A 20,634-nucleotide genomic window follows, 5' to 3' on the forward strand; every position below is an offset into this window, starting at 1 on the left:
AGCATAGCAATATGTTCAGCTGACTAATACTAATAGATCGAGGGCTTGACCAATACATATCAACAAGATTTCATATATAATTTTCAGGGAACAATCTCTGAAAAGAAAATATTCCGCGATAGCTCAATGGTGGAGCACTCGGCTGTTAACCGATAGGCTGGAGGTTCGAGTCCTCTTCGCGGAGCCATTTTTTTATTGAAGCAAAAGCTTCTTTTTTTTTGCTTTAAAATAAATGTTAAGAAAATATTACTGAAATGTAACTTAATATTACCCTTATTGTAATAACCAAAAGGTAATCAAATGGTATTATAATAGTGGTAATAATTTATGGGAAATGGGGAAACTATGGTGAGAAAAAAATTTAAAATACAAAAAACGGAAATAAGGCTGAAAATAATTAAAAGAAGAAGAGTAGCAGCACTTTTTATTATTGGGATATTATCAGTAGGAATAATTAGTATAGCTTTATTTAAAGAAAAGGAAGAAGTAGTAGTTGCAGAAGAAAAACTAAAGAGGGAAAAATCAGAAGAGATTAAAAAAAAGGAATTTGAGAATAATCAGAAGGATATAGAAAAAGAACAAATATATTTATCATTAAAGGATGATCCTTTTGCAGATGATGCAAAAAAAGTGGAAAAGGATCTTAAAGATTTGATTACTGGAAAGAGAAATTTTCCAATTAGAACAGATGGTAAAAAAGTTGCATATTTAACATTTGATGATGGACCATCTAATACAGTAACACCGGAGATATTAAAAATTCTAAAGGAAGAGAATATTAAAGGAACATTTTTTGTTTTAGGAAGCAAAGTAAATGAAAGTGAAGAAAATAAAGAATTAGTAAAAAAGATTGCGAAAAATGGACATGCATTAGCTAATCATACATACTCACATGATTATAGAAAGCTATATCCAAAGGGCGAGATTAAAGCAGATTATTTTTTAGAAGAAGTAAGAAAAACTAATAGACTTTTAAAGGATATTTTAGGAGAAAGTTTTGATACTAGAGTAGTAAGATTCCCAGGAGGATATTGGTCATGGAATGGGCGAGAAGAAGCAAGAAAGAAATTAGATGAAGCTGGAATTTGTAGTGTTGATTGGAATGCTTTGAATGGAGATGCTGAAGGAGTAAAAATTTCAGCAAGTAATTTAAATAAAAGATTGAAGGAAAGTTTTTATGAGTTAGGCGATAAAGCAGATAATATAGTTGTTTTAATGCATGATACAAATGGAAAAGAAACTACAGCGGAATCATTAAGGGAAACTATAAATTTTTTGAAGAAAAAAGGTTTTGAATTTAGAACAATAAAATAATTACTTAAGTGGCTATTTTAAATTAAGATTTAGAATAGCTATTTTATTAAGAAGAGTTTTATATTAATAGTTTTATTTATTGTAATTTAAATAACTAATAATATTTTTATAATTAAGAAAGAAAAATTAATATAAAAAGCTTAAGATGATATAATAAAAGATAAGTGTAACTTAGGAAAGGTAGAGGTGAAGCTTTTATGGCAAAGATACTTTTAGTAGAAGATGAAGTTAGTATAAGAGGATTTTTGAAAATAAATTTATTGAGAAATGATTTTGAAGTAATTGAAGCTGGAACAGGAGAAGATGGAATAAAGATGGCTATTAATGATAAACCAGATGTAGCTATTTTAGATGTAATGTTACCTGGAATTGATGGTTTTCAAGTATGTAATGAATTGAGAAGTAAATATCCTGATTTAGGAATAATTATGCTTACAGCTAAGGGTCAAGATATGGATAAAATAATGGGACTTGAATATGGAGCAGATGATTATATAGTTAAACCATTTAATCCATTAGAAGTTATTCTAAGAATAAAGGCAATCTTAAGAAGATTGGATGGAACTAGCAATGAGAAAAAAGAGCAATTAATAAATGGCCCATTTATTATAGATTTATATTCACAAAAAATAACTAAAAATAGTGTAGAAATAGATTTGACACCTAAAGAATATTTGATTATGAAAACATTTATAGAGAATCCTAATAAAGCTTTTTCTAGAGATGAATTGTTAAATTCAGTATGGGGATATAATTATTTTGGAGATCCTAAAATAATTGATGTTAATATAAGAAGATTAAGAGCAAAAATCGAAGATGATGCATCTAGACCAAGTTATATACAAACTGTTTGGGGTATTGGTTACAGGTGGAAAGAATAATGATAAAAAGCAGCATAAAGAATAAGCTAATTAGAAATTTCTTAATTGTAATTTTCTTCACAATAATAATTTTAGATATGCTTTTAGCTATTTTTGTAAAGAAATATTATTATGATAATACAGAAGTAATGCTTATAAATCAAATAGATATAGCATCTAATTTTTATGATAGGTATTATTCTACAAGTTCACTTATATCAAATATATATGATAATGTAGATGCTTTTTGGAATCAAAGTACTGCACAGGTACAGATATTTGATAATAAGGGAAATTTAATAATGGATTCAATTGCTGCTAATAATAATAAAGCAACATATACACAAGCGGTTAAAGAGGCACTTAAAGGTATAACTAGTAGATGGGTTGGAAATGTAAGCTATTGCCCATATAAAGTAATGGCTGTAACGAAACCTTTAAAAGCAAATGGAGAAATAATAGGTGTAATTAGATTTACAACATCACTTCAAGATATAGATAAAGGAATTAATTCAATAATAAGCTTTTTTATTGTAATTTCAATAGCAGTTTTAATAATTGGAATAACTTTAAGTTTAGTTATGGCAAAAAGCATTGTAGATCCAATTTTAAAATTAGAGGATACTGCTAAAAAAATTGCAAGTGGAGATTTAAATCAAAAAACAGGATTTGTTAGTAATGATGAGATTGGGCAACTTGCATCAACAATAGATTATATGGCAGAAGAGTTACAAGAAAGAGATAAAATGAAGAATGATTTTATTTCGTCTGTATCACATGAGTTAAGAACACCACTTACAGCAATTAAGGGATGGGTAATTACATTAAAAGATGATAATACAGATAAGGAAACTTTAGATCTTGGATTTAATATAATTGAAAAAGAAACAGAGAGGCTTTCTGCAATGGTTGAAGAATTATTAGATTTCTCAAGATTAACTGGAGGAAATATAAGTTTAAAAAGACAAAATGTTAGTCTAGATCAATTTTCAAAACATATAGAAGCGTATATGAAACCTAGAGCATATAGAGAAAATATAAATTTTGCAATTGTAGATAATGCTAGAGAGTTAATGTTATCAATGGATGTTGATAGGATGAAACAAGTTTTAATAAATCTTTTAGATAACTCATTTAAATTTACAGATCCAAATGGTGAAGTAAAAGTAATATTTGATAAAGAAGGAGAATTCTTAGTAATAGAAGTTATAGATTCGGGATGTGGAATTCAAGCTAATGAATTACCAAGAGTTAAAGAAAAATTTTATAAAGGAAGTAATGCAAAATCTAATGCAGGAATAGGTTTATCTATCGCAGATGAAATAATAAACCTTCATAATGGAACTTTTGAGATAGAAAGTGTTTATGGAGAGGGAACATCAGTAGTGATAAAGTTACCTATAATATTGGAGGATATGGAAGTATGAAAAGCAAAATAATAATTGTATTAGGAATACTTGCTTTTCTTATCTTAGGATTTGCGGGATGTGAAAAAGTGCCTGGAACAAATATGCTTAAGATAAAGCCACCGGTAAATGATAATCTTGATATTTCAGGAGCATGGAAAGTTAAGTCATATAAAGTTTTAGAAGAAAATATGTATCCTAAAGAAGATATAAGTAAATTAATAAATAAAGAAATATATATAAATGATACGACAGTTAATATGGATAGCCAAATCTTTAAAAATGTAAATTATAAGTTAAAAGTAGTTCAAGGTAATTATATTATTTCATATCAAGAAAAATATACAGTAGCAAAGTTAGGAGTGAATAGTACAAATGTAATAACAGCGGCTGATAAAAATAATGTTATATTTGATTTTTTTAATATAAGTGATAATAATAGTTATATCTATTATAGAGGAATACTTTTAAATGTTGAAAAGGTAGGTCCAGCCGCTGAAAAAGATTTTTTACCTACGGATGGAGAAGCAAGCATTAATAGCTTGGCTGTAAATGAGAATAGCACAGCTACAGGAGTGTTAATGGGGATAAAAGTTCCGTATGTAGATAAAGACACAAATAAACAGCTATATTACTATAAAACATTGTGGGTTAAAGAAGTAGATGGAAAAGTTTCAGTAGAAGAAGCCCCTGATATATTATTTCCTAGAATGACAGGAATGTGGACCGTAACCCCTAAGGATACAGTACAAAATGGATATTACAAGCAATATTTTGAAGTAAATCCTATGAATGGTAAACAAAAAAATGATTTGACAAGTTCATATAATGGGAAGTTTGATATATATCAAAGTATAAATTATATTGGAAATGATTATATAGGATTAGAAACTTATAAAGGAACTAAGTTTAAAGGAGATTATCCAGAGTATAAAGTTATACCAATAGATGTATTTTCACAAGATAAAGGGGTAGCTTTAGAAGATATTTATAATAATCAAATTAATGAGGTTTTTAAAGGTGCTTTCGAAAGTGAATATAGTAATTTAAATGCAACAGAGAAGACAAAAGTTAATGGTAATATTAATTATAAGGATTTTACACTTTTAAGAGTGGAAGGAAAATGGACTATCTCAGGAAAAATTTCTCCATTAAATGATGATAATCCATCATATAATTTCTTAACTAGTATAAAGCCTAATTCCAATTTAGTTAGATATGATACACTTTATGTACCTTGGCGAATACTTAGAGCTGATATTCCAACTATTGAAGATGGATATACCTCACCAGATGGAAAACTTGCTATAATATTTATAAAAGGTGAATTATTAGCATATAAAGTAAGTAATAATAAATTAGAAGGAAAACCTATATTTAGATATGAGCTTCCAGAAAATGCGAAGGTCGTTATGGATGAGTGGTGCTCAGGAGATTATGTTACGTATTGGACGACATCATTTAATCAATATAAGAAAAAATTTGAGGAGGATTAATATGTTATCAAAAGAAGTTATAGGAAAAGTATTATCAGAATGTATGATGACTGGTGGCGATTTTGCTGAGGTCTTTGTAGAAGATTCCATAAGCAATTCTTTAGGGATTTTAGATGGAAGAGTAGAAAATGTAATAGGAGGAAGAAGCTTTGGTGTTGGTATTAGAATATTTAAAGGATTAAAAAGTGTTTATGCATATACTAATGATAATTCATTAGTTAGTCTTTTAGATACAGCACATAAAGCAGCAGTTGCTTTAGGAGATCTAAAGGTAAATATGGAGATAGTTTTAAATGATAAAATTATAGTTCCTAATAAGCACATAATAAAGCTTTATCCAGATGCGGTTGATTATAGTAAAAAGATAGATGTTATGAAAACAGCATATAGAAAAGCAAAAGATTATAGTACTGATATAAGTAAAGTTAGTGTTAGCTATAGTGATAAGGATCAAAGAATTTTGGTTGCAAATACTGACGGAGTATTTGCAGAGGATAGAAGAATTAGAACTAGACTTGGAATAAATGCAATAGCATCTAAAGATGGTGAAAATCAAACGGGATTTGAAGGGCCAGGAAGATTAAAAGGATTTGAAATGTTTGAAGAAATAGATCCAGAAATATATGCAGTAGAAGCAGCTAAGACAGCGGTAACTATGTTACATGCAAAAGAATGTCCAGCTGGAAAGATGACTGTTGCTATTGATAATGGATTTGGTGGAGTTATATTCCATGAAGCTTGTGGGCACTCTTTAGAAGCTACTTCAGTAGCTAAAGGAAATTCAGAATTTGCAGGAAAACTTGGAGAACAGATTGCTTCAACTAAAGTTACTGCAATAGATGATGGGACTATAGAAAATTCTTGGGGTTCAATTAATATTGATGATGAGGGTACAGAGGCTAGAAAAAATGTTCTTATAGAAAATGGAATATTAAAAGGCTATATGATAGATAAATTAAATGGAAGAAGAATGAATATGGAGCCAACAGGAAATGCTAGAAGACAAAGTTATAAATACGCTCCAACATCAAGAATGACTAACACTTATATTCAATCAGGAACTGATAAGCCTGAAGATATAATTAAATCTATTGATAATGGACTTTACGCTAAAAAAATGGGTGGAGGTTCAGTAAATCCGGTAACAGGAGAATTTAATTTTAGTGTAGCTGAAGGATATTTAGTTAAGAATGGAGTTATTTGTGAACCTGTAAGAGGAGCTTCTTTAATTGGGAAAGGGAGCGGAGTTTTAATGGATATTGATATGGTTGGAACTAATGGGCTTCAAGCTCAAGGAATGTGTGGATCATCATCGGGAAGCATTCCTGTTAATGTTGGTCAGCCAATGATAAGAGTTAGAGAAATAACTGTAGGTGGAAGATAGGAGGTGCAATTATGGAAATTAAAGAATTTAAAGAAAAATTATTTAAGAGAGCTAAGAAATCAGGATTAGATGAGTTTGAAATGTATTTTTCAGAGAAGGAAAGTTTAAGTATAAATATATATAAAGAAGAGGTTGAAAAGTATAATTTAAATAAATCTTTTGGAATTTCGTTTAGAGCAAAAGTAAATGAAAAGATAGGATATTCTTATACTGAAATTATTGATGATGCATCTATTGATATGCTTATTAATAATGCAAAATCAGCAGCACTTTATATAGAAGATGATGATGTTCAATTTATTTATGAGGGTGATGAGAATTATGCAAAAATAAATAATTATCATGAGGCTTTAGAGAATATTCAAGCGGATAAACTTATAGAACTTGCCATTGAAATGGAAAAGGAATGTAAAAGACAAAGTGATAAAGTATCCAATTTTGGTGGATGTGGAATTGGGTATGTTAATGTTAAATATGGATTAGCAAATTCTAAAGGATTAGAACTTACTGATAAATCTAATCTTTTAACAGCTTATGTTGCACCAATTTTAGAAATAGATGAAGTTAAATATGATGGATTTGGATATGCAGTTGCAAATGCAATTGAAGAGGTTAAACCAGTAGATATAGCTAAAATGGCTATAAAAGAAGCTATGGATAAAGTTGGAGCTAAAACAGTTGAATCTAAAAAATATAAAATAGTAATTAAGAATGAAGGGATGGTTTCATTACTTCAGTCTTTTTGGTCAATATTTGATGCAGATTTAGCTCAAAAAGGAATTTCATTGTTAAATGGAAAAGAAGGTGAAGTAATAGCATCTGATAAAGTTAATATTGTAGATAATCCACATATGGAAGGTGGATTAGCATCAGTTGCTTTTGATGATGAGGGAGTAGCTACTTTTAAGAAATCTATAATAGAGAATGGTAAATTAATAACTTTATTACACAATTTAAAAACTGCTAATAAAGATGAGAGAAAATCTACAGGAAGCGGATTTAAAAGTTCTTATGCATCACCTGTTAGTGTAGGACCTACAAACTTTTATTTAGAAGCAGGAAAAGTTGGATTTGAGGAGCTTTTAGAAGAGGTTAAGGAAGGATTGATTGTAACTGAGTTTTCAGGATTACATTCAGGAGCTAATTCTATAACAGGAGATTTTTCTTTAGCTGCAAAAGGTTTTGTAATTAAAGATGGAAAACAAGATAGACCTGTAGAACAAATAACTGTAGCAGGAAATTTCTTTGAATTATTAAAAAATATTGAAGTTGTATGCTCAGATATAAAATTCCCAATGACAAGCTTTGGATCACCATCAGTTTACGTTGGAGAGATGTCAGTAGCAGGAGAATAAGTTTTAAATAAATAATAAAAAAAATGACGCGAAAGCGTCATTTTTTATTTTTAAATATTATTTTGAAAAGTCATTTGCTCTAATCATTTTATCCGACATTTGAGGACTATTTTCTATAAGTTGTATTTGTTCAGGTGTTAAATCTTTTAAATTACCTACAACTTCTCCTGTATTTAATGCTGCATAGGAACGATTAGTATTTAATAGATTCCTACCTAAAGCAGAATTATCATATTCAGATGAAGGAATCCCTAAAGCATATAAAAGTGTTGGCATTATATCAATTTGACCACCAACTGTATCAAATGTTTTAGAAGGTAATTTGCTTGAAGGATCATAAAGAATAAATGGAACAGTAGGTTGCCCCTTATCATCAAACCAAGCTTCCTTGTCTTTACTTGGAAGTGAATCAATGCTTGATTGATAGTATTTATGAACTCCTGTATGATCACCTATTATAGCAATAACACTGTTATCTAAAAGGCCAGATTTCTTTAGTAAAGAAAGGAAGTAGCCAATTTGTGCATCAGTGTAGTGAACACTTTCTAAATAACCGCCCATTTCAGTTTTATCTAATTCAGGGCTAAGATTTAATTTTCTCATATCCTTTGGTAAATCAAATGGACCATGATTAGTTAATGTGATAGTTTGCACATAAAATGGTTGTTTCATTTTTTCCATCATAGGAACAACTTGATTAAAGTATGTCTTATCACTAAGTCCCATACCTACTAATTCATCTGGATTAAAGGCGTAGAAATCAGTGAAATTTTCAAAACCTAAACCAGTAAGCCCATTTGAGTAATTCCAAAATGATCCTTTATCAGGATGAATAGAAGTTGAATTATAGCCATTTTTATCTAAAATTCTAGGCATTGAGTTATAGTCTCTTGAAGGATATCTAAAGAAAGTTGAGCCACGTCTTAAAGGAAACATAGATGTATTTACCATTAAGTCGCAATCAGAACTAGTTCCTTCATTAACTTGTTCATAGATGTTTGGGAAATATAAACCTTGATTTATTAACTTGTCCATTACTGGCGTAATTTCTTGACCATTGATTTTTTGTCCCATAACAAATGATTCAAGAGATTCGACTTGGATAATTATAAGATTTTTTCCCTTAGCCATATTAAAGTATTCATTATTTTTTAAATTTTCATTTTTAAAATTGAAATAATCATTAATTTGAGCTTTGTCTTCTGATGTTAAGTCATATGGTTTAGAATCTTTGTAGACATTTATAGCATCCATTATATGATATCCAATAGGTGAAAAGTATTTTACTGTATTAGTTGGATCATAGTTATCAAAAAAATATGCATTTTTAACATCCTTATTTCCTAAAACATATATATTAAAAGGAACATAACCTATAAATAATATAGGAAGAATTAAAGTTGCAATAAATGTTTTAATAGCTCTCTTTTGGCGTTTTACATAAGATTTTCTTGTGAAGAAAACAAATATAGCCATTATTACTAAATCCAAAAATAAAAGTAAATCAGCTGGGCTAAATAAAGAGAATATGGTTCCAGATAAATTATCTAAATTCGCTGTTTGCGTTAAAATTAAAAGCGATGGAACAGTTAAAAATCCTCTAAAGTAACAAAGATCTATTAACGTAAGGATTGTTAATAGAAAATCCACTATAAATAAATATATAACTCGTCCTTTTCCTTTGAAAAGCAGTGAGAAACTTAAGAAAATCAATGTAAAGGCAAAATAATATGTTAAGCAGTATCTTGCACTATCATATCCTAAGGTAAAATTTAATTTATAGGGGTCAGAATTTTGGATGAAACCTTGAAGAATTATTCCTTTTACAACAATACCTATTAAAGGAATTAAAAAGAGAATAACCCTGAAAATAACATCTTTATTAATATCTTTTAAAGAAAAATTTTTAAAATATTTAATCATTTTGTCACCCCTTAACAATATATCTTAATAAATTATATTATATGAAGGAGAATATATCAATTAAATATAAGTGGAATTGGCTAGAAATAAGGATTTGTTAAGAATTTAAATAGAAAGAATGATATAATGTAAGTAAAAATAATGTTGAGGTGAGAAAAAGTGAATAAAATAGATTGTAGAGGATTAATGTGTCCTAAACCAGTAATTGAAACTAAAAAATATTTTGATAAGATAAAAGAAGGAAAAGCAGAAGTAACTGTTGATAATGAAATTGCAAACAATAATATAATAAGATTTGCAGAAGGTGCAGGGTTTAAAGTAGAGAGTAATGCACAAGAAAATAATTTTATAATTACAATTACAAAAGAAAATGAAAGCAAGAAAGCTTCAAATGTAGGAGGATTTTCAATAATTGTTGGAACAGATAAGTTAGGTGAAGGAAATGATGAATTAGGAAAAACTTTAATGAAAAGTTACCTATACGCATTATCAGAAAGTAATGAAATACCTGATGAATTAATTTTCTTAAACGGTGGGGTAAAATTAACTACTGAAGGAAGTAATGCCTTAGAAAGTATTAAGGATATAGAGAAAAAGGGCACAAAAGTTATAAGTTGCGGTGCGTGTTTAGATTTTTATAATTTGAAGGAAAAACTTAATGTTGGCGAAGTTGGAAATATGTATACAATAGTTGAAATTATGAATACAAAGAGAGTTGTAAAACTTTAGCAATATTCAAAATAATATTATGTATTAGAAATGTAAGAGAAGAAAATGATGTACAGAGAGGAGGAGTTTATTTGAAGGAGTATGATTTAGTCATTATTGGAGCAGGTATTTCAGGAATGACAGCAGCAATAGGAGCTTTAAGTGCAGGAATTTCTAATGTGCTTATACTAGAAAGAGAAGAAATATATGGTGGTGTATTAAATCAATGTATTCATTGTGGATTTACTATAAATGAAGAAAAAGTAACAGGACCAGAAGTGATTGGATTTATAAGTGATAAGCTTGCAGAATATCAATATGAATTGAAATTAAAAACTACGGTTTTAGAAGCATCAGAAGAAAAAATTGTTACTTATATAAATGAAGAAGATGGAATCAATTCAGTTAAAACAAAAAGTTTAATTGTATCTACAGGATGTAGGGAAAGATATACTGGTAGTGTGCTTATTCCTACAAGTAAATTTACAGGTGTGTTCACTATAGGAAATGCACATAATATAATAAATTTAGATGGAGCATTACCAGGAAAATATCCAGTAATAATTGCAAATAATAAATGGGCATTAATTTTAGCTAGGCGTATAGAACTTGAAGGTGGAGAAGTTGTAGCTTTAATAGTTAATGCTGAGAGTAAATATAAAATAAGTGATGAAGATAGAGAAATAATTGAAGGAATTGATATGCCTGTTATAGAAAGAGGAAAATTAACAGAAGTAGCAGGAGGAAAAAGAGTATCTAATATAAAAGTTATAGATTTAGATAGTTTTGAAGAAAAAGTCTTTGATTGTGATTCGTTATTGTTATCAGTTGGCTATTATCCAGAGATATCAATGCTAGAACAAATTGATATTGAATTATTAAAAGATGAAAAAGCATTAAAAGTAGATGGCGTAAGAACTTCTAAAGAATGGATTTTTGCATGTGGAAATGTTATACCAGGAAACGAGTATAAAGAAAGCAGAAAGCTTGGCGGCTATGGAGCGGGATTGCAGGCAGCAGAGTACCTAGAATCCCTTAAATAGTGGTAACATAGAATTGAATATTAAGGTATTACCCATAGAATTTAAATGAATACCATCTAAAAATATCCCTTTAGAAATATTTTCTTTAGTTAATGTATAAAGATCTAGGATTTCTATAGGGTATATTTTTTTTAAGCATAAAATTTTTTCTCTTAGCTCAGGTAATGAAGTGAGAGCATGATCATAATAAGAAGAATACGAAAATAATTCTTCAGCTAAATCTTTTAAGATAATAGGGGGTATACAGATAATTATTTTAGTATCCATTAATATTAAATCTTTTATCATCAACTGAAGATTATCAATTACATAATCAGCATTACGACCAGATAAAAAATCATTTGTTCCACATAAAATACAAACAGCTTTAGGATTTTTAGAAACAACATCTTTGTAGTAGCGAGAGAGAATACCACTAGAAGTATCTCCATTTACACCTTTATTTAGGATTGTCTCATATTTTAGTGATTTAGATAATTTAGAAACAAAGCCTTCATTTGGATAAAGTCCAAATCCAAAAGTTAAACTATCACCAATAAATATAATAGGTCTCATAAAATATCACTCCTTAAAAAAGAGTTGAAAAACAAGAACGGCAAATTAAAGTTTTTCCACCATTTGCTTTTAGAAAGTCATTATTTTTAATTTTTTTATTACAAATTTCACAACAATTATCTTTTGGTTCTTCTATTTTTTTTGGACTTATATTATTCTTTAAAGTTTTAGTATTCTTTATAGGTTCATATTTTTTTCCTATTAATTTTTCAGAACGTTTAGTTATAGAATAATCAATATCATAAGAGTTTATTGAAAAAAGTTCTAATTCGAAGCGAGGATTTTCTTTATCATAATATTCTTCAATAAAGATTTTTTGAATTTGTGCATCATTAATAATAAGACCACTTTTTTCTATTCCATCAAAAATACTTTTACTAATATTTATAGTATCAGGATGTCTTTTTTCACTTTTATAATAGACTTTTAGTATAGCGATTAATCCTTCCTCAAGAACAATTTTAGGATTTTGAAGTCTAGCTATATATGCAATTTCTTGTTCATATAAAGCATATCTATCATGATATTGACCTGTATTAGAAGGAAGGATAGCTCTTCCATCTTTGTTATGTAATTTAAAGTTAGATTTTGTTATAGGAGATCCATTAACAATAACTTTTGCATAATATGACATATTTTTACTCCTTAATGGTTATAATTAAATATTCTTTTAGATTAATTTTAACATAGATTATTAAAATATACAGAATAACAGTCTATATAATTGATAATAGATTTTAGATGAAGTATAATTACAAATAGTGAATTTACTTTTCAAGGAAATTTTAAAATGAGGTAAAGTATAATGGAAAAAAAAATAATATTATCGATAGAATCAAGTTGTGATGAGACTTCAGCAGCAGTAGTTGTAAATGGAAGAGAAGTTTTATCTAATATAATATGGACACAGATAGAAACACATAAAAAGTTTGGTGGAGTAGTGCCAGAAGTTGCATCAAGAATGCATATAGAAGTAATAGATGATGTAGTGAAAAAAGCTTTAAAAGAAGCTAACGTTACATTAGAAGATATAGATGCAATTGGTGTTACTTACGGACCAGGACTTGTAGGAGCATTATTGGTAGGACTTCAATATGCAAAAGGATTATCAATGGCAACTAAGAAACCTTTAGTAGGAGTTAACCATATTGAAGGGCATATATCGGCAAATTACATACAGCATAAAGATTTAAAACCACCATTTGTTTCATTAGTTGTTTCAGGTGGGCATACTTTTATAGTTTATGTAAAAGACTATGGTGTATATGAAGTAATAGGTCAAACTAGAGACGATGCAGCGGGAGAAGCTTATGATAAGGTTGCAAGAGCTTTAGGATTAGGATATCCAGGAGGACCTAAAATTGATAAATTAGCAAAAGAGGGAAATAAAAATGCAATTGATTTTCCAAGAGCTAGGTTTTCAGAGGAAGATACTTTAGATTTTTCTTTTAGTGGAGTTAAATCAGCAGTATTAAATTATTTAAATAAAGCTAAAATGCAGAATATAGAAGTAAATAAAGCAGATGTTGCAGCATCATTTCAAAATGCTGTTGTAAGTGTTTTAAGAGACAATGTATTTTTAACTTGCGAGAGAAAAGGGTTAGATAAAATAGCGATTGCAGGTGGGGTTGCTTCAAACTCAGCATTGAGAGAAGCTTTAATTAATGAAGGGGAAGAGAAGGGAATAAAAATTTTATTTCCAGCACCAGTATTGTGTACAGATAATGCAGCAATGATTGGGAGTGCTGCTTATTTTAAATTTATAAAAGGAGAAGAGTCTACTTTAGATTTAAATGCTAAACCAAATTTAAAGTTATAGACTAAAATAAGAGAATTTATGAGTTTATTAGCAGAATCAAATAGTCTGAAAAAGGTCAATATGAGAGATAAAATTCCTAAAATGGTATTGATAAAAAGAATAATATATGGAATAATTTTAATAATTATTTTAGGTGTAGTATTTCAAATATGCTATAATTTCTTTTCAAAAGAGATGATAAAAAATAAAGGAATGTATGCAACAGTAGATTCTAAAAAGATATATTTCAACTCAGAAGGAGTTGGGGAATATACAATTATTTTTGACGGGTCAATAGGAACTAATATGTATGAATGGAATAGTGCAATAGATGAATTAGAGCGTCAAGGATTAAAGACTTTTGTGTACAATCGAAATGGGTATGGGTTAAGTAGTGGAAGTAATTTAATGACACTAGAACAACAAGCAGAGCAACTGAATGGATTATTAAAAAAAGCTGCTGTTGGAGGAAAGTATATTTTAGTTGGAGAAGAGTATGGTAGTTTAGTATTAACTAATTATGCTAAATTATATCCTGAAAATGTTAAAGGAATAGTATTAATAAATCCAATAAATGAAAAGGATAAAATACAGTATAGTTCTTTAAAAAATAAAATATCACTTTGGGGTAAAAAAATACAAGAAATAGGTGCTAATTGTTCTTTGACATGGCTTTTAGATAAAATTGGTCTTACTACTAGTTATCCAGATTTTGAAAAAGGACTAACAGAAGAAAGAGAAAAAAATCAATATGATTGGTTAAAAAATCAGGCACCGTATAGAAAAGCTATTTATAATGAAAGTAAAAATATATATGAAATGAATAGTAGTAGTCAAAAAGATGGGATGTTTAAAGATGTACCATATTATTTAATTACTAATATTAAAAATAATCCTTTAATTAATTTAGGAAGTAAAGAGAATACAACTGAATATTATAAGGAATATGAAAAAAGTTCTTTTGTTAGTCAAAATCCTAAAGATGTATCTTCAGCGGTAATAAAAGTTGTAGACCAATCTATTAGAAATGAGGCAAGAGAACAGCAAAAGAAATAAAATGTATTAAAATTATAAAAATGGTAAATAATAATACTTAGTGAATTAGACTAGGTATTATTTTTTTTGAATAAAAAGAAAAAAATCCCTAAATATTTATTTTTTAATGACTAAATTATAGGTACTTAAAATAAAAATTCATATTAAATAAAAATTTTTCATAAATGACATAAAAATGACATAAAAACTTAATATAATAATGTATATAATATGAAATAAGTGAAGGGAGTAAATGATAGATGGAAGAGAATAATTTGGGGAATATAAATGAGGAAATAAATGAAAAGGTAAAAAAACCTAAAAAGAAAAAAAGTAAATTCTTCCTAGTAGGAGTTGGGATAGTTTTAGTATCCTTTATTTCAGGGTTAGTAGGCGGTGGAATTACTTATTACTGTTTAGGAAAAAAGACAGCAGTAAATCAAAGTACATCGGTAGATTTTAAAAATACATCAGCTATGACAATTCAAGAGGTATATAAAAAGGTTGCTCCAGCAGTTGTTATAGTATCGACAAAAAGTGTTTCATTAACGAATGGTATTGTGCCACAAGAAGTAGAAGGAATTGGATCGGGATTCATAATTAATGAAGATGGGGAGATTTTAACTAACTACCATGTTGTTAAAGGTGCAAAGGATGTTAAAGTTACATTAAGTACAGGACAAGAGGTTGATGCAGAAGTTGTTAATTATGATGAAGCACAAGATGTTGCATTATTAAAGCTTAAAGAAAAGGTTAAAATTCCAGCAGTTGCTGAATTAGGAGATTCAAATAGTTTACAACCAGGTCAAACAGTAGTAGCTATAGGAACACCACTTTCAAAAGAATTTGCTAGTACAATAACAGAAGGAATTGTAAGTGCAGTAGGAAGATCTGTAGATACAAAAACAGGTACACAAATAAATCTAATTCAAACAGATGCAGCAATAAATCCAGGAAATAGTGGAGGACCACTTGTTAATGCTGAAGGGCAAGTTGTAGGAATAAATACAATGAAAGTTAGTGGAGAAGCTGAAGGATTAGGATTTGCAATTCCTATTAATGAAGTTAGAGATAGATTAGCATTTTTATCTAAACCTGCAATTACTTTAGGAATAAGAATAGTTACAATAGATGCAGAAAAAGCTAAACAAAATAATTTGCCAGAAGGAATATACGTAGCAGAAGTAGATGATTTTTCAATAGCACAAAAAGGCGGAATAAAACCAGGTGATGTTATTGTTAGCTTCGATGGCAAAAAAGTAAAGAGCGCAGAAGAATTAAATAAAATAAAAGAAACTTTAAATGCTGGTCAGAAAGTTCCAATGGTAGTACAACGTGATGGAAAAACAGTAGACTTAACATTAACAGTTTAAAATCAAATATAAAAATAAAAACTTCACTTTCTTTAGTGGAGTTTTTATTTGTTTTTTTTAAGTCGATTAAAAAGTAAAAAGGTAAAAAAGGGAATAAATTCAATGTATACATTTACAAAAAATTAATAAGTGTGTAATTAAAATAATAGTGTGTTGAATAAATACACACTAAAAAATGCTGAAAACACATAAGAAAACGCCTACATATAGTAGGGAGAAGAATATTTTAAAAAGTATTCATAAATTGGCACATAACTTGCTATATATAATAGTGTGATAATTGATAAAAGGGTTTAAAAATATAAATAAAAATAAAACACCATATATGAGGGGGAATTCAAAATGAAAAAAATATTATTATGTTGTTCAGCAGGAATGTCAACAAGTCTTCTAGTAACAAAAATGCAAAATGCTGCAAAAGAGCAAGGAATAGAATGTCAAATAGCAGCTTATTCAGAGGCAGATGTAAAAAATCATGAAGATGAAATGGATGTTCTTTTATTAGGACCACAAGTTAGATTCTTATTTAATAAGATGAAAGAAAAGTATGAGCCACAAGGAGTTCCAGTAGATGTAATAAATACAGTAGATTATGGAACAATGAATGGAGCAAAAGTTCTAGCTCATGCATTAAAATTATTAGACAAATAATTTTTACTACTAGTTAATATAGGAAAAAATCATTGAAATGATTTTAGATAGAAATTAGTAGATTTATATTTAAAGATAAATTAAAATTATGAACTCTAATGATTACATTAGAGTTCATTGATTATGTTTTAAGGAGAGTAGAAGAATGAATTATGTAATAGGTGTAGATGGTGGAGGAACTAAAACTGAAGCTGTTGCTTATAATTTAGATGGAGAAGTTTTAGAAACTTCGTTAACAGGATTTGGAAACTTAGTAAATGGTAAAGATGAGGCATTGAAGAATATTACAGATTCTATAGAAAAAATCCTTGAAAAGCTTGGAAAAGATGGAATGAAGGGACTGTATCTAGGGATTGCTGGTTCTGAAGTTTCTGATAATGCAAAGGTTATTAAAGAAGAAATAAAAGAAAAGTTTGGATTTGACTCAGTAGTTATGAATGATGGTGATTTAGCCCTAAAAGCTTTATTAAGAGGAGAAGATGGAATTTTAGTTATTGCAGGAACTGGTTCAATTGCTTTTGGAATTAATAAAGATAAAGAAAAAAGAGTTGGAGGATGGGGACATCTTCTAGGTGATGAAGGAAGTGCTTATAAAATATCAATAGAAGCATTTAAAAGAATGATAAAAGAAAGTGACTATGGACTAGAAAGAAGTGCTCTTTCTCAGGACATATTAAATAAATTAAAGATAGAAGAAGTTTCAAACATAATTGATTTTGTTTACTCATCAACTAAGGATGAAATTGCTCAAATGGCAGGTCTTGTTTCTAAGCATGCAGAAAATGGTGATGAAGAAGCTAGAAAAATTTTAGTTAACGAAGGAATTCAAATAGCTAAAAGTGCTGAAAGAGTATTCAATGCGTTAGAATTTGAAAATTGTAGCATTGGATTAGTTGGAGGAGTTATAAGAAAATCAAAAGTAGTTAGAGAAGCTTTTGAAAATTATTTACAGGAAAATATAAAAGTTAATGCATTTATTGATGATGATGTATCAGCAGCAAGTGGAGCTTATTATATTTATAAAAAAGAAAACATATAGATTAGAAAGTAGAGGTAGGAACAATGAAAAGATTAGGAATTTCAATTTACCCAAATCACTGTGATATGAATAAGATAGTAGATTATATAGATTTAGCTGCAAAGTATGGATTTAGCAGAATATTTACATGCCTTTTATCAGCAGAAGGAAAGCCTGTTGAGCAAATAGTTGAAGAATTTAAAGTTATGTTAGATGCAGCAAATAAACATGGAATGGAAGTTATAGCAGATCTTGATCCAACAGTATTTAATGGGTTAGGGGCATCAATAACAGATCTTAAAATGTTTAAAGATATGGGACTAAGTGGAATTAGACTTGATATGGGATTTGCAGGAAATGAAGAAGCAATAATGACATTTAATAAATATGGTTTAAAAATTGAATTAAACGTAAGTAACGGAACTAAATATATTGATAATGTAATGTCATATCATCCAAACAAAGAAAATCTTTATGGATGTCATAATTTCTACCCACATGTTTATACAGGACTTGGATATGAGCATTTTATAAAATGTAGTAAACAGTTCAAAGATTATGGAATTAAGGTTGCAGCTTTTGTAAACTCACCAACAGCTGAAAATGGACCTTGGCCAGTATCAGAAGGATTATGTACTTTAGAAGAACATAGAAGTTTACCAATAGATGTACAAGCTAAACATTTATTTGCAACAGGATTAGTTGATGATGTAATAATAGCTAATTGTTTTGCAAGCGAAGAAGAATTAAAAGCTTTAAGTGAAGTAAATAGAGAAATGTTAGAACTTTCAGTTGAATTAGTTGATAATTTACCAGAAGTTCAAAAGACGATAATCTTAGAAGAGTTCCACTTTAATAGAGGAGATTGTTCAGATTATGTTATAAGATCAACACAATCAAGAGTTAAATATAAAGGTGAAAGTTTTCCACCAGCATATACACCAGATATGGTTAAAGGTGATGTAATGATTGAATCAGATCTTTACACTAGATATGCAGGAGAATTACAATTAGCTAGAAAAGAAATGAAAAATAGCGGTAAAACAAATGTTGTGGCTAGAGTTGTTGAGGAAGAAAGATTCTTAATTGATTTAATTGAGCCATGGGGAAAATTTGGATTTAAATTAAAAAAATAATTTATAATAATGAGGGCTATGGTATTAAATATATCATAGCCTTTTATAGAAATAATATACTAAGAAGAAGCTTATTTATAGAGCTTCTTTTTCTTTTTAGTAAGAGAGGATTTAAGGTTAAATATATAAGGGTTTATGATATAATGGAAAAAGTTATGAGAATTTTTTTAGGGGGAACTATGAGGGGAATAACTGAAAGAAATAAAGAATTTTACAGGAAGGTATTTGTTATTGCATTACCTATTGTTATTCAGAATTTAATTACTTCATCATTAAATATTGTAGATACAATTATGATTGGTAGTTTAGGTGAACGAGAAATAGCAGCTGTTGGAATAGGAAATCAATATTTTTTCCTATTAAATATACTTATGATGGGAATTTTTAGTGGAATAGGCGTTTTTATTTCACAATACTTTGGGAAAAATGATCATAAGAGTATAAAAAAATTAGTTGGAATAGGAATTATAATTAGCTTTATTGTAGGTGGAATATTTACAATCATAGCAATGATATTTCCATATGAAATAATTGGAATTTTTAATGGGGATAAAGAAGTAATAGAAATTGGAGCAAGTTATTTAATAATAGTATGTTTTAGTTATGTTTTTACAGCTTTAAGTTTTAATTTTGGAATTGCATCTAGATGTATTGAGAAGACAACAGTTCCTATGATAGCTAGTGGAATTGCATTGTTAATAAATACTTTATTAAATTATTGTCTTATATTTGGTGCTGGTGGTATGCCAGAACTTGGAGTAAGAGGAGCTGCGATTGCTACTTTAATAGCAAGAATTGTAGAGTTTATAATACTTATAGGGTATATATATATAACGAAAAGTATTCTATTAGGAAAAGTAAAGGAATACTTAGATTTTAACGTAGAATTTTTACGGAAAATTTTAATAACTGTTATGCCAGTACTATTAAATGAAGCGTGTTGGGGACTCGGATCAGTTATGTATAATATTATATATGGAAGAATAGGAACCAGTGCAATTGCATCAGTACAAATAGCGACTACTATAAGTAATCTTTTTATGGTTGTTATATTTGGGATAGCAAGTGCCTCGTTAGTTATGGTAGGCAAAGAAGTTGGATGTGGAAATGAAGAAAAGGGAATATTATATGGAAAGAATTCTTTAAAATTAGGATGTATAATAGGAGCTATAATATCGTTACTAATAATACTTTTATCAAGCAATATAGTAGAGTTTTATAATGTATCACAAGAGGTCAAAATATGGACTCAAGCAATATTATATGTTACATCTCTAGTGATGATTATAAGAGTTTATAATATTATTGCTATAGTTGGAGTCCTAAGAGGTGGAGGAGATACTAAGGTATCGTTTTATATAGAAGCGAGTACAATGTGGCTTATAGGAGTTCCTGTGGCGCTTATAGGAGCATTTATATTACAAGTACCTGTATATATCGTATATGCATTGTGTGGCTTAGAGGAACTCGTTAAAATGTTTTTCTGTGTAAAAAGAATTAAGAGTAAAAAATGGATTGTTAATTTAGTTACTGATGAATTTAATCAGGAGAAATTGGTAGAAATATAAAGGCAAAAGAG

18 protein-coding genes and 1 tRNA gene are annotated in these 20,634 nt (G+C 28.7%); 16 read left to right on the top strand and 3 right to left on the bottom strand.

Translation table 11 applies throughout. The features are described 5' to 3' along the window. The first annotated feature begins 112 nt into the window (after nucleotides 1–112). The 7 genes from Q0W06_RS00910 to Q0W06_RS00940 all read left to right on the top strand — a co-directional run bounded on the left by Q0W06_RS00910 (nucleotide 113) and on the right by Q0W06_RS00940 (nucleotide 7,815). Nucleotides 113–187, top strand: a tRNA-Asn gene (locus Q0W06_RS00910). A gap of 158 nt (nucleotides 188–345) precedes the next feature. Beyond that, the gene (locus Q0W06_RS00915) at nucleotides 346–1,314 is read left to right on the top strand and encodes a polysaccharide deacetylase family protein (RefSeq protein ID WP_297630103.1); all 969 of its coding nucleotides are present in this window, start codon (nucleotides 346–348) and stop codon (nucleotides 1,312–1,314) included. A 197-nt stretch (nucleotides 1,315–1,511) separates the two neighbouring features. Then, the gene (locus Q0W06_RS00920) at nucleotides 1,512–2,195 is read left to right on the top strand and encodes a response regulator transcription factor (protein WP_297630106.1); all 684 of its coding nucleotides are present in this window, start codon (nucleotides 1,512–1,514) and stop codon (nucleotides 2,193–2,195) included. Continuing rightward, the gene (locus Q0W06_RS00925; RefSeq protein WP_297630109.1) at nucleotides 2,195–3,601 is read left to right on the top strand and encodes a HAMP domain-containing sensor histidine kinase; all 1,407 of its coding nucleotides are present in this window, start codon (nucleotides 2,195–2,197) and stop codon (nucleotides 3,599–3,601) included. The genes Q0W06_RS00920 and Q0W06_RS00925 overlap by 1 nt, the downstream gene beginning before the upstream one ends. Further along, nucleotides 3,598–5,076 (top strand): hypothetical protein, encoded by a 1,479-nt coding sequence (locus Q0W06_RS00930; protein WP_297630112.1) that lies wholly within the window; start codon nucleotides 3,598–3,600, stop codon nucleotides 5,074–5,076. The genes Q0W06_RS00925 and Q0W06_RS00930 overlap by 4 nt, the downstream gene beginning before the upstream one ends. A gap of 1 nt (nucleotide 5,077) precedes the next feature. Further along, entirely contained in the window at nucleotides 5,078–6,460 is a 1,383-nt protein-coding gene (locus Q0W06_RS00935; RefSeq protein ID WP_297630115.1) for a TldD/PmbA family protein, read from the top strand. An 11-nt stretch (nucleotides 6,461–6,471) separates the two neighbouring features. Continuing rightward, a complete protein-coding gene (locus Q0W06_RS00940; RefSeq protein WP_297630118.1) occupies nucleotides 6,472–7,815 on the top strand; it encodes a TldD/PmbA family protein in 1,344 nt (447 codons plus the stop codon). A gap of 57 nt (nucleotides 7,816–7,872) precedes the next feature. Here Q0W06_RS00940 and Q0W06_RS00945 read toward each other — a convergent pair whose 3' ends face one another. Continuing rightward, nucleotides 7,873–9,738, bottom strand: a complete 1,866-nt coding sequence (locus tag Q0W06_RS00945; RefSeq protein ID WP_297630121.1) for an LTA synthase family protein — start codon at nucleotides 9,736–9,738, stop codon at nucleotides 7,873–7,875. Nucleotides 9,739–9,897: 159 nt separating this feature from the next. Between Q0W06_RS00945 and yedF the strand changes: the two genes are divergently transcribed. Together yedF and Q0W06_RS00955 are read left to right on the top strand one after the other, a co-directional pair. Further along, nucleotides 9,898–10,467 carry a sulfurtransferase-like selenium metabolism protein YedF gene (gene yedF / locus Q0W06_RS00950; RefSeq protein ID WP_297630123.1) on the top strand — a complete coding sequence of 190 codons (570 nt, stop codon included), beginning with the start codon at nucleotides 9,898–9,900 and terminating at the stop codon, nucleotides 10,465–10,467. A gap of 71 nt (nucleotides 10,468–10,538) precedes the next feature. Further along, on the top strand, nucleotides 10,539–11,489 hold the full coding sequence (locus Q0W06_RS00955; RefSeq protein WP_297630126.1) for an FAD-dependent oxidoreductase: 951 nt from the start codon (nucleotides 10,539–10,541) through the stop codon (nucleotides 11,487–11,489). Here Q0W06_RS00955 and Q0W06_RS00960 read toward each other — a convergent pair. Next, nucleotides 11,472–12,044: a GDSL-type esterase/lipase family protein gene (locus tag Q0W06_RS00960; RefSeq protein ID WP_297630129.1), complete on the bottom strand. Its 573-nt coding sequence runs from the start codon at nucleotides 12,042–12,044 to the stop codon at nucleotides 11,472–11,474. The two genes, Q0W06_RS00955 and Q0W06_RS00960, sit on opposite strands and share 18 nt — an antisense overlap. A gap of 13 nt (nucleotides 12,045–12,057) precedes the next feature. Further along, nucleotides 12,058–12,678, bottom strand: a complete 621-nt coding sequence (locus Q0W06_RS00965) for a RusA family crossover junction endodeoxyribonuclease (protein WP_297630132.1) — start codon at nucleotides 12,676–12,678, stop codon at nucleotides 12,058–12,060. 171 nt (nucleotides 12,679–12,849) lie between these two features. Between Q0W06_RS00965 and tsaD the strand changes: the two genes are divergently transcribed. From tsaD to Q0W06_RS01000, 7 genes are all read left to right on the top strand, one after another. Continuing rightward, nucleotides 12,850–13,863, top strand: a complete 1,014-nt coding sequence (gene tsaD / locus Q0W06_RS00970) for a tRNA (adenosine(37)-N6)-threonylcarbamoyltransferase complex transferase subunit TsaD (protein WP_297630135.1) — start codon at nucleotides 12,850–12,852, stop codon at nucleotides 13,861–13,863. An 18-nt stretch (nucleotides 13,864–13,881) separates the two neighbouring features. Further along, complete coding sequence (locus tag Q0W06_RS00975) at nucleotides 13,882–14,898, top strand: alpha/beta fold hydrolase (RefSeq protein ID WP_297630137.1); 1,017 nt, start codon at nucleotides 13,882–13,884, stop codon at nucleotides 14,896–14,898. 239 nt (nucleotides 14,899–15,137) lie between these two features. Continuing rightward, the gene (locus Q0W06_RS00980; protein WP_297630139.1) at nucleotides 15,138–16,250 is read left to right on the top strand and encodes a trypsin-like peptidase domain-containing protein; all 1,113 of its coding nucleotides are present in this window, start codon (nucleotides 15,138–15,140) and stop codon (nucleotides 16,248–16,250) included. Nucleotides 16,251–16,592: 342 nt separating this feature from the next. Beyond that, on the top strand, nucleotides 16,593–16,901 hold the full coding sequence (locus Q0W06_RS00985) for a PTS sugar transporter subunit IIB (RefSeq protein WP_297630141.1): 309 nt from the start codon (nucleotides 16,593–16,595) through the stop codon (nucleotides 16,899–16,901). A gap of 145 nt (nucleotides 16,902–17,046) precedes the next feature. Continuing rightward, on the top strand, nucleotides 17,047–17,940 hold the full coding sequence (locus Q0W06_RS00990) for a BadF/BadG/BcrA/BcrD ATPase family protein (protein WP_297630143.1): 894 nt from the start codon (nucleotides 17,047–17,049) through the stop codon (nucleotides 17,938–17,940). Between the two features lie 23 nt (nucleotides 17,941–17,963). Next, a complete protein-coding gene (locus Q0W06_RS00995) occupies nucleotides 17,964–19,055 on the top strand; it encodes a MupG family TIM beta-alpha barrel fold protein (protein WP_297630146.1) in 1,092 nt (363 codons plus the stop codon). A 179-nt stretch (nucleotides 19,056–19,234) separates the two neighbouring features. Continuing rightward, the gene (locus tag Q0W06_RS01000; RefSeq protein WP_297630147.1) at nucleotides 19,235–20,623 is read left to right on the top strand and encodes an MATE family efflux transporter; all 1,389 of its coding nucleotides are present in this window, start codon (nucleotides 19,235–19,237) and stop codon (nucleotides 20,621–20,623) included. Nucleotides 20,624–20,634: the final 11 nt, after the last annotated feature.

The sequence above is a fragment of the uncultured Clostridium sp. genome (genome assembly GCF_947072515.1).
Lineage (GTDB): Bacteria > Bacillota > Clostridia > Clostridiales > Clostridiaceae > Clostridium.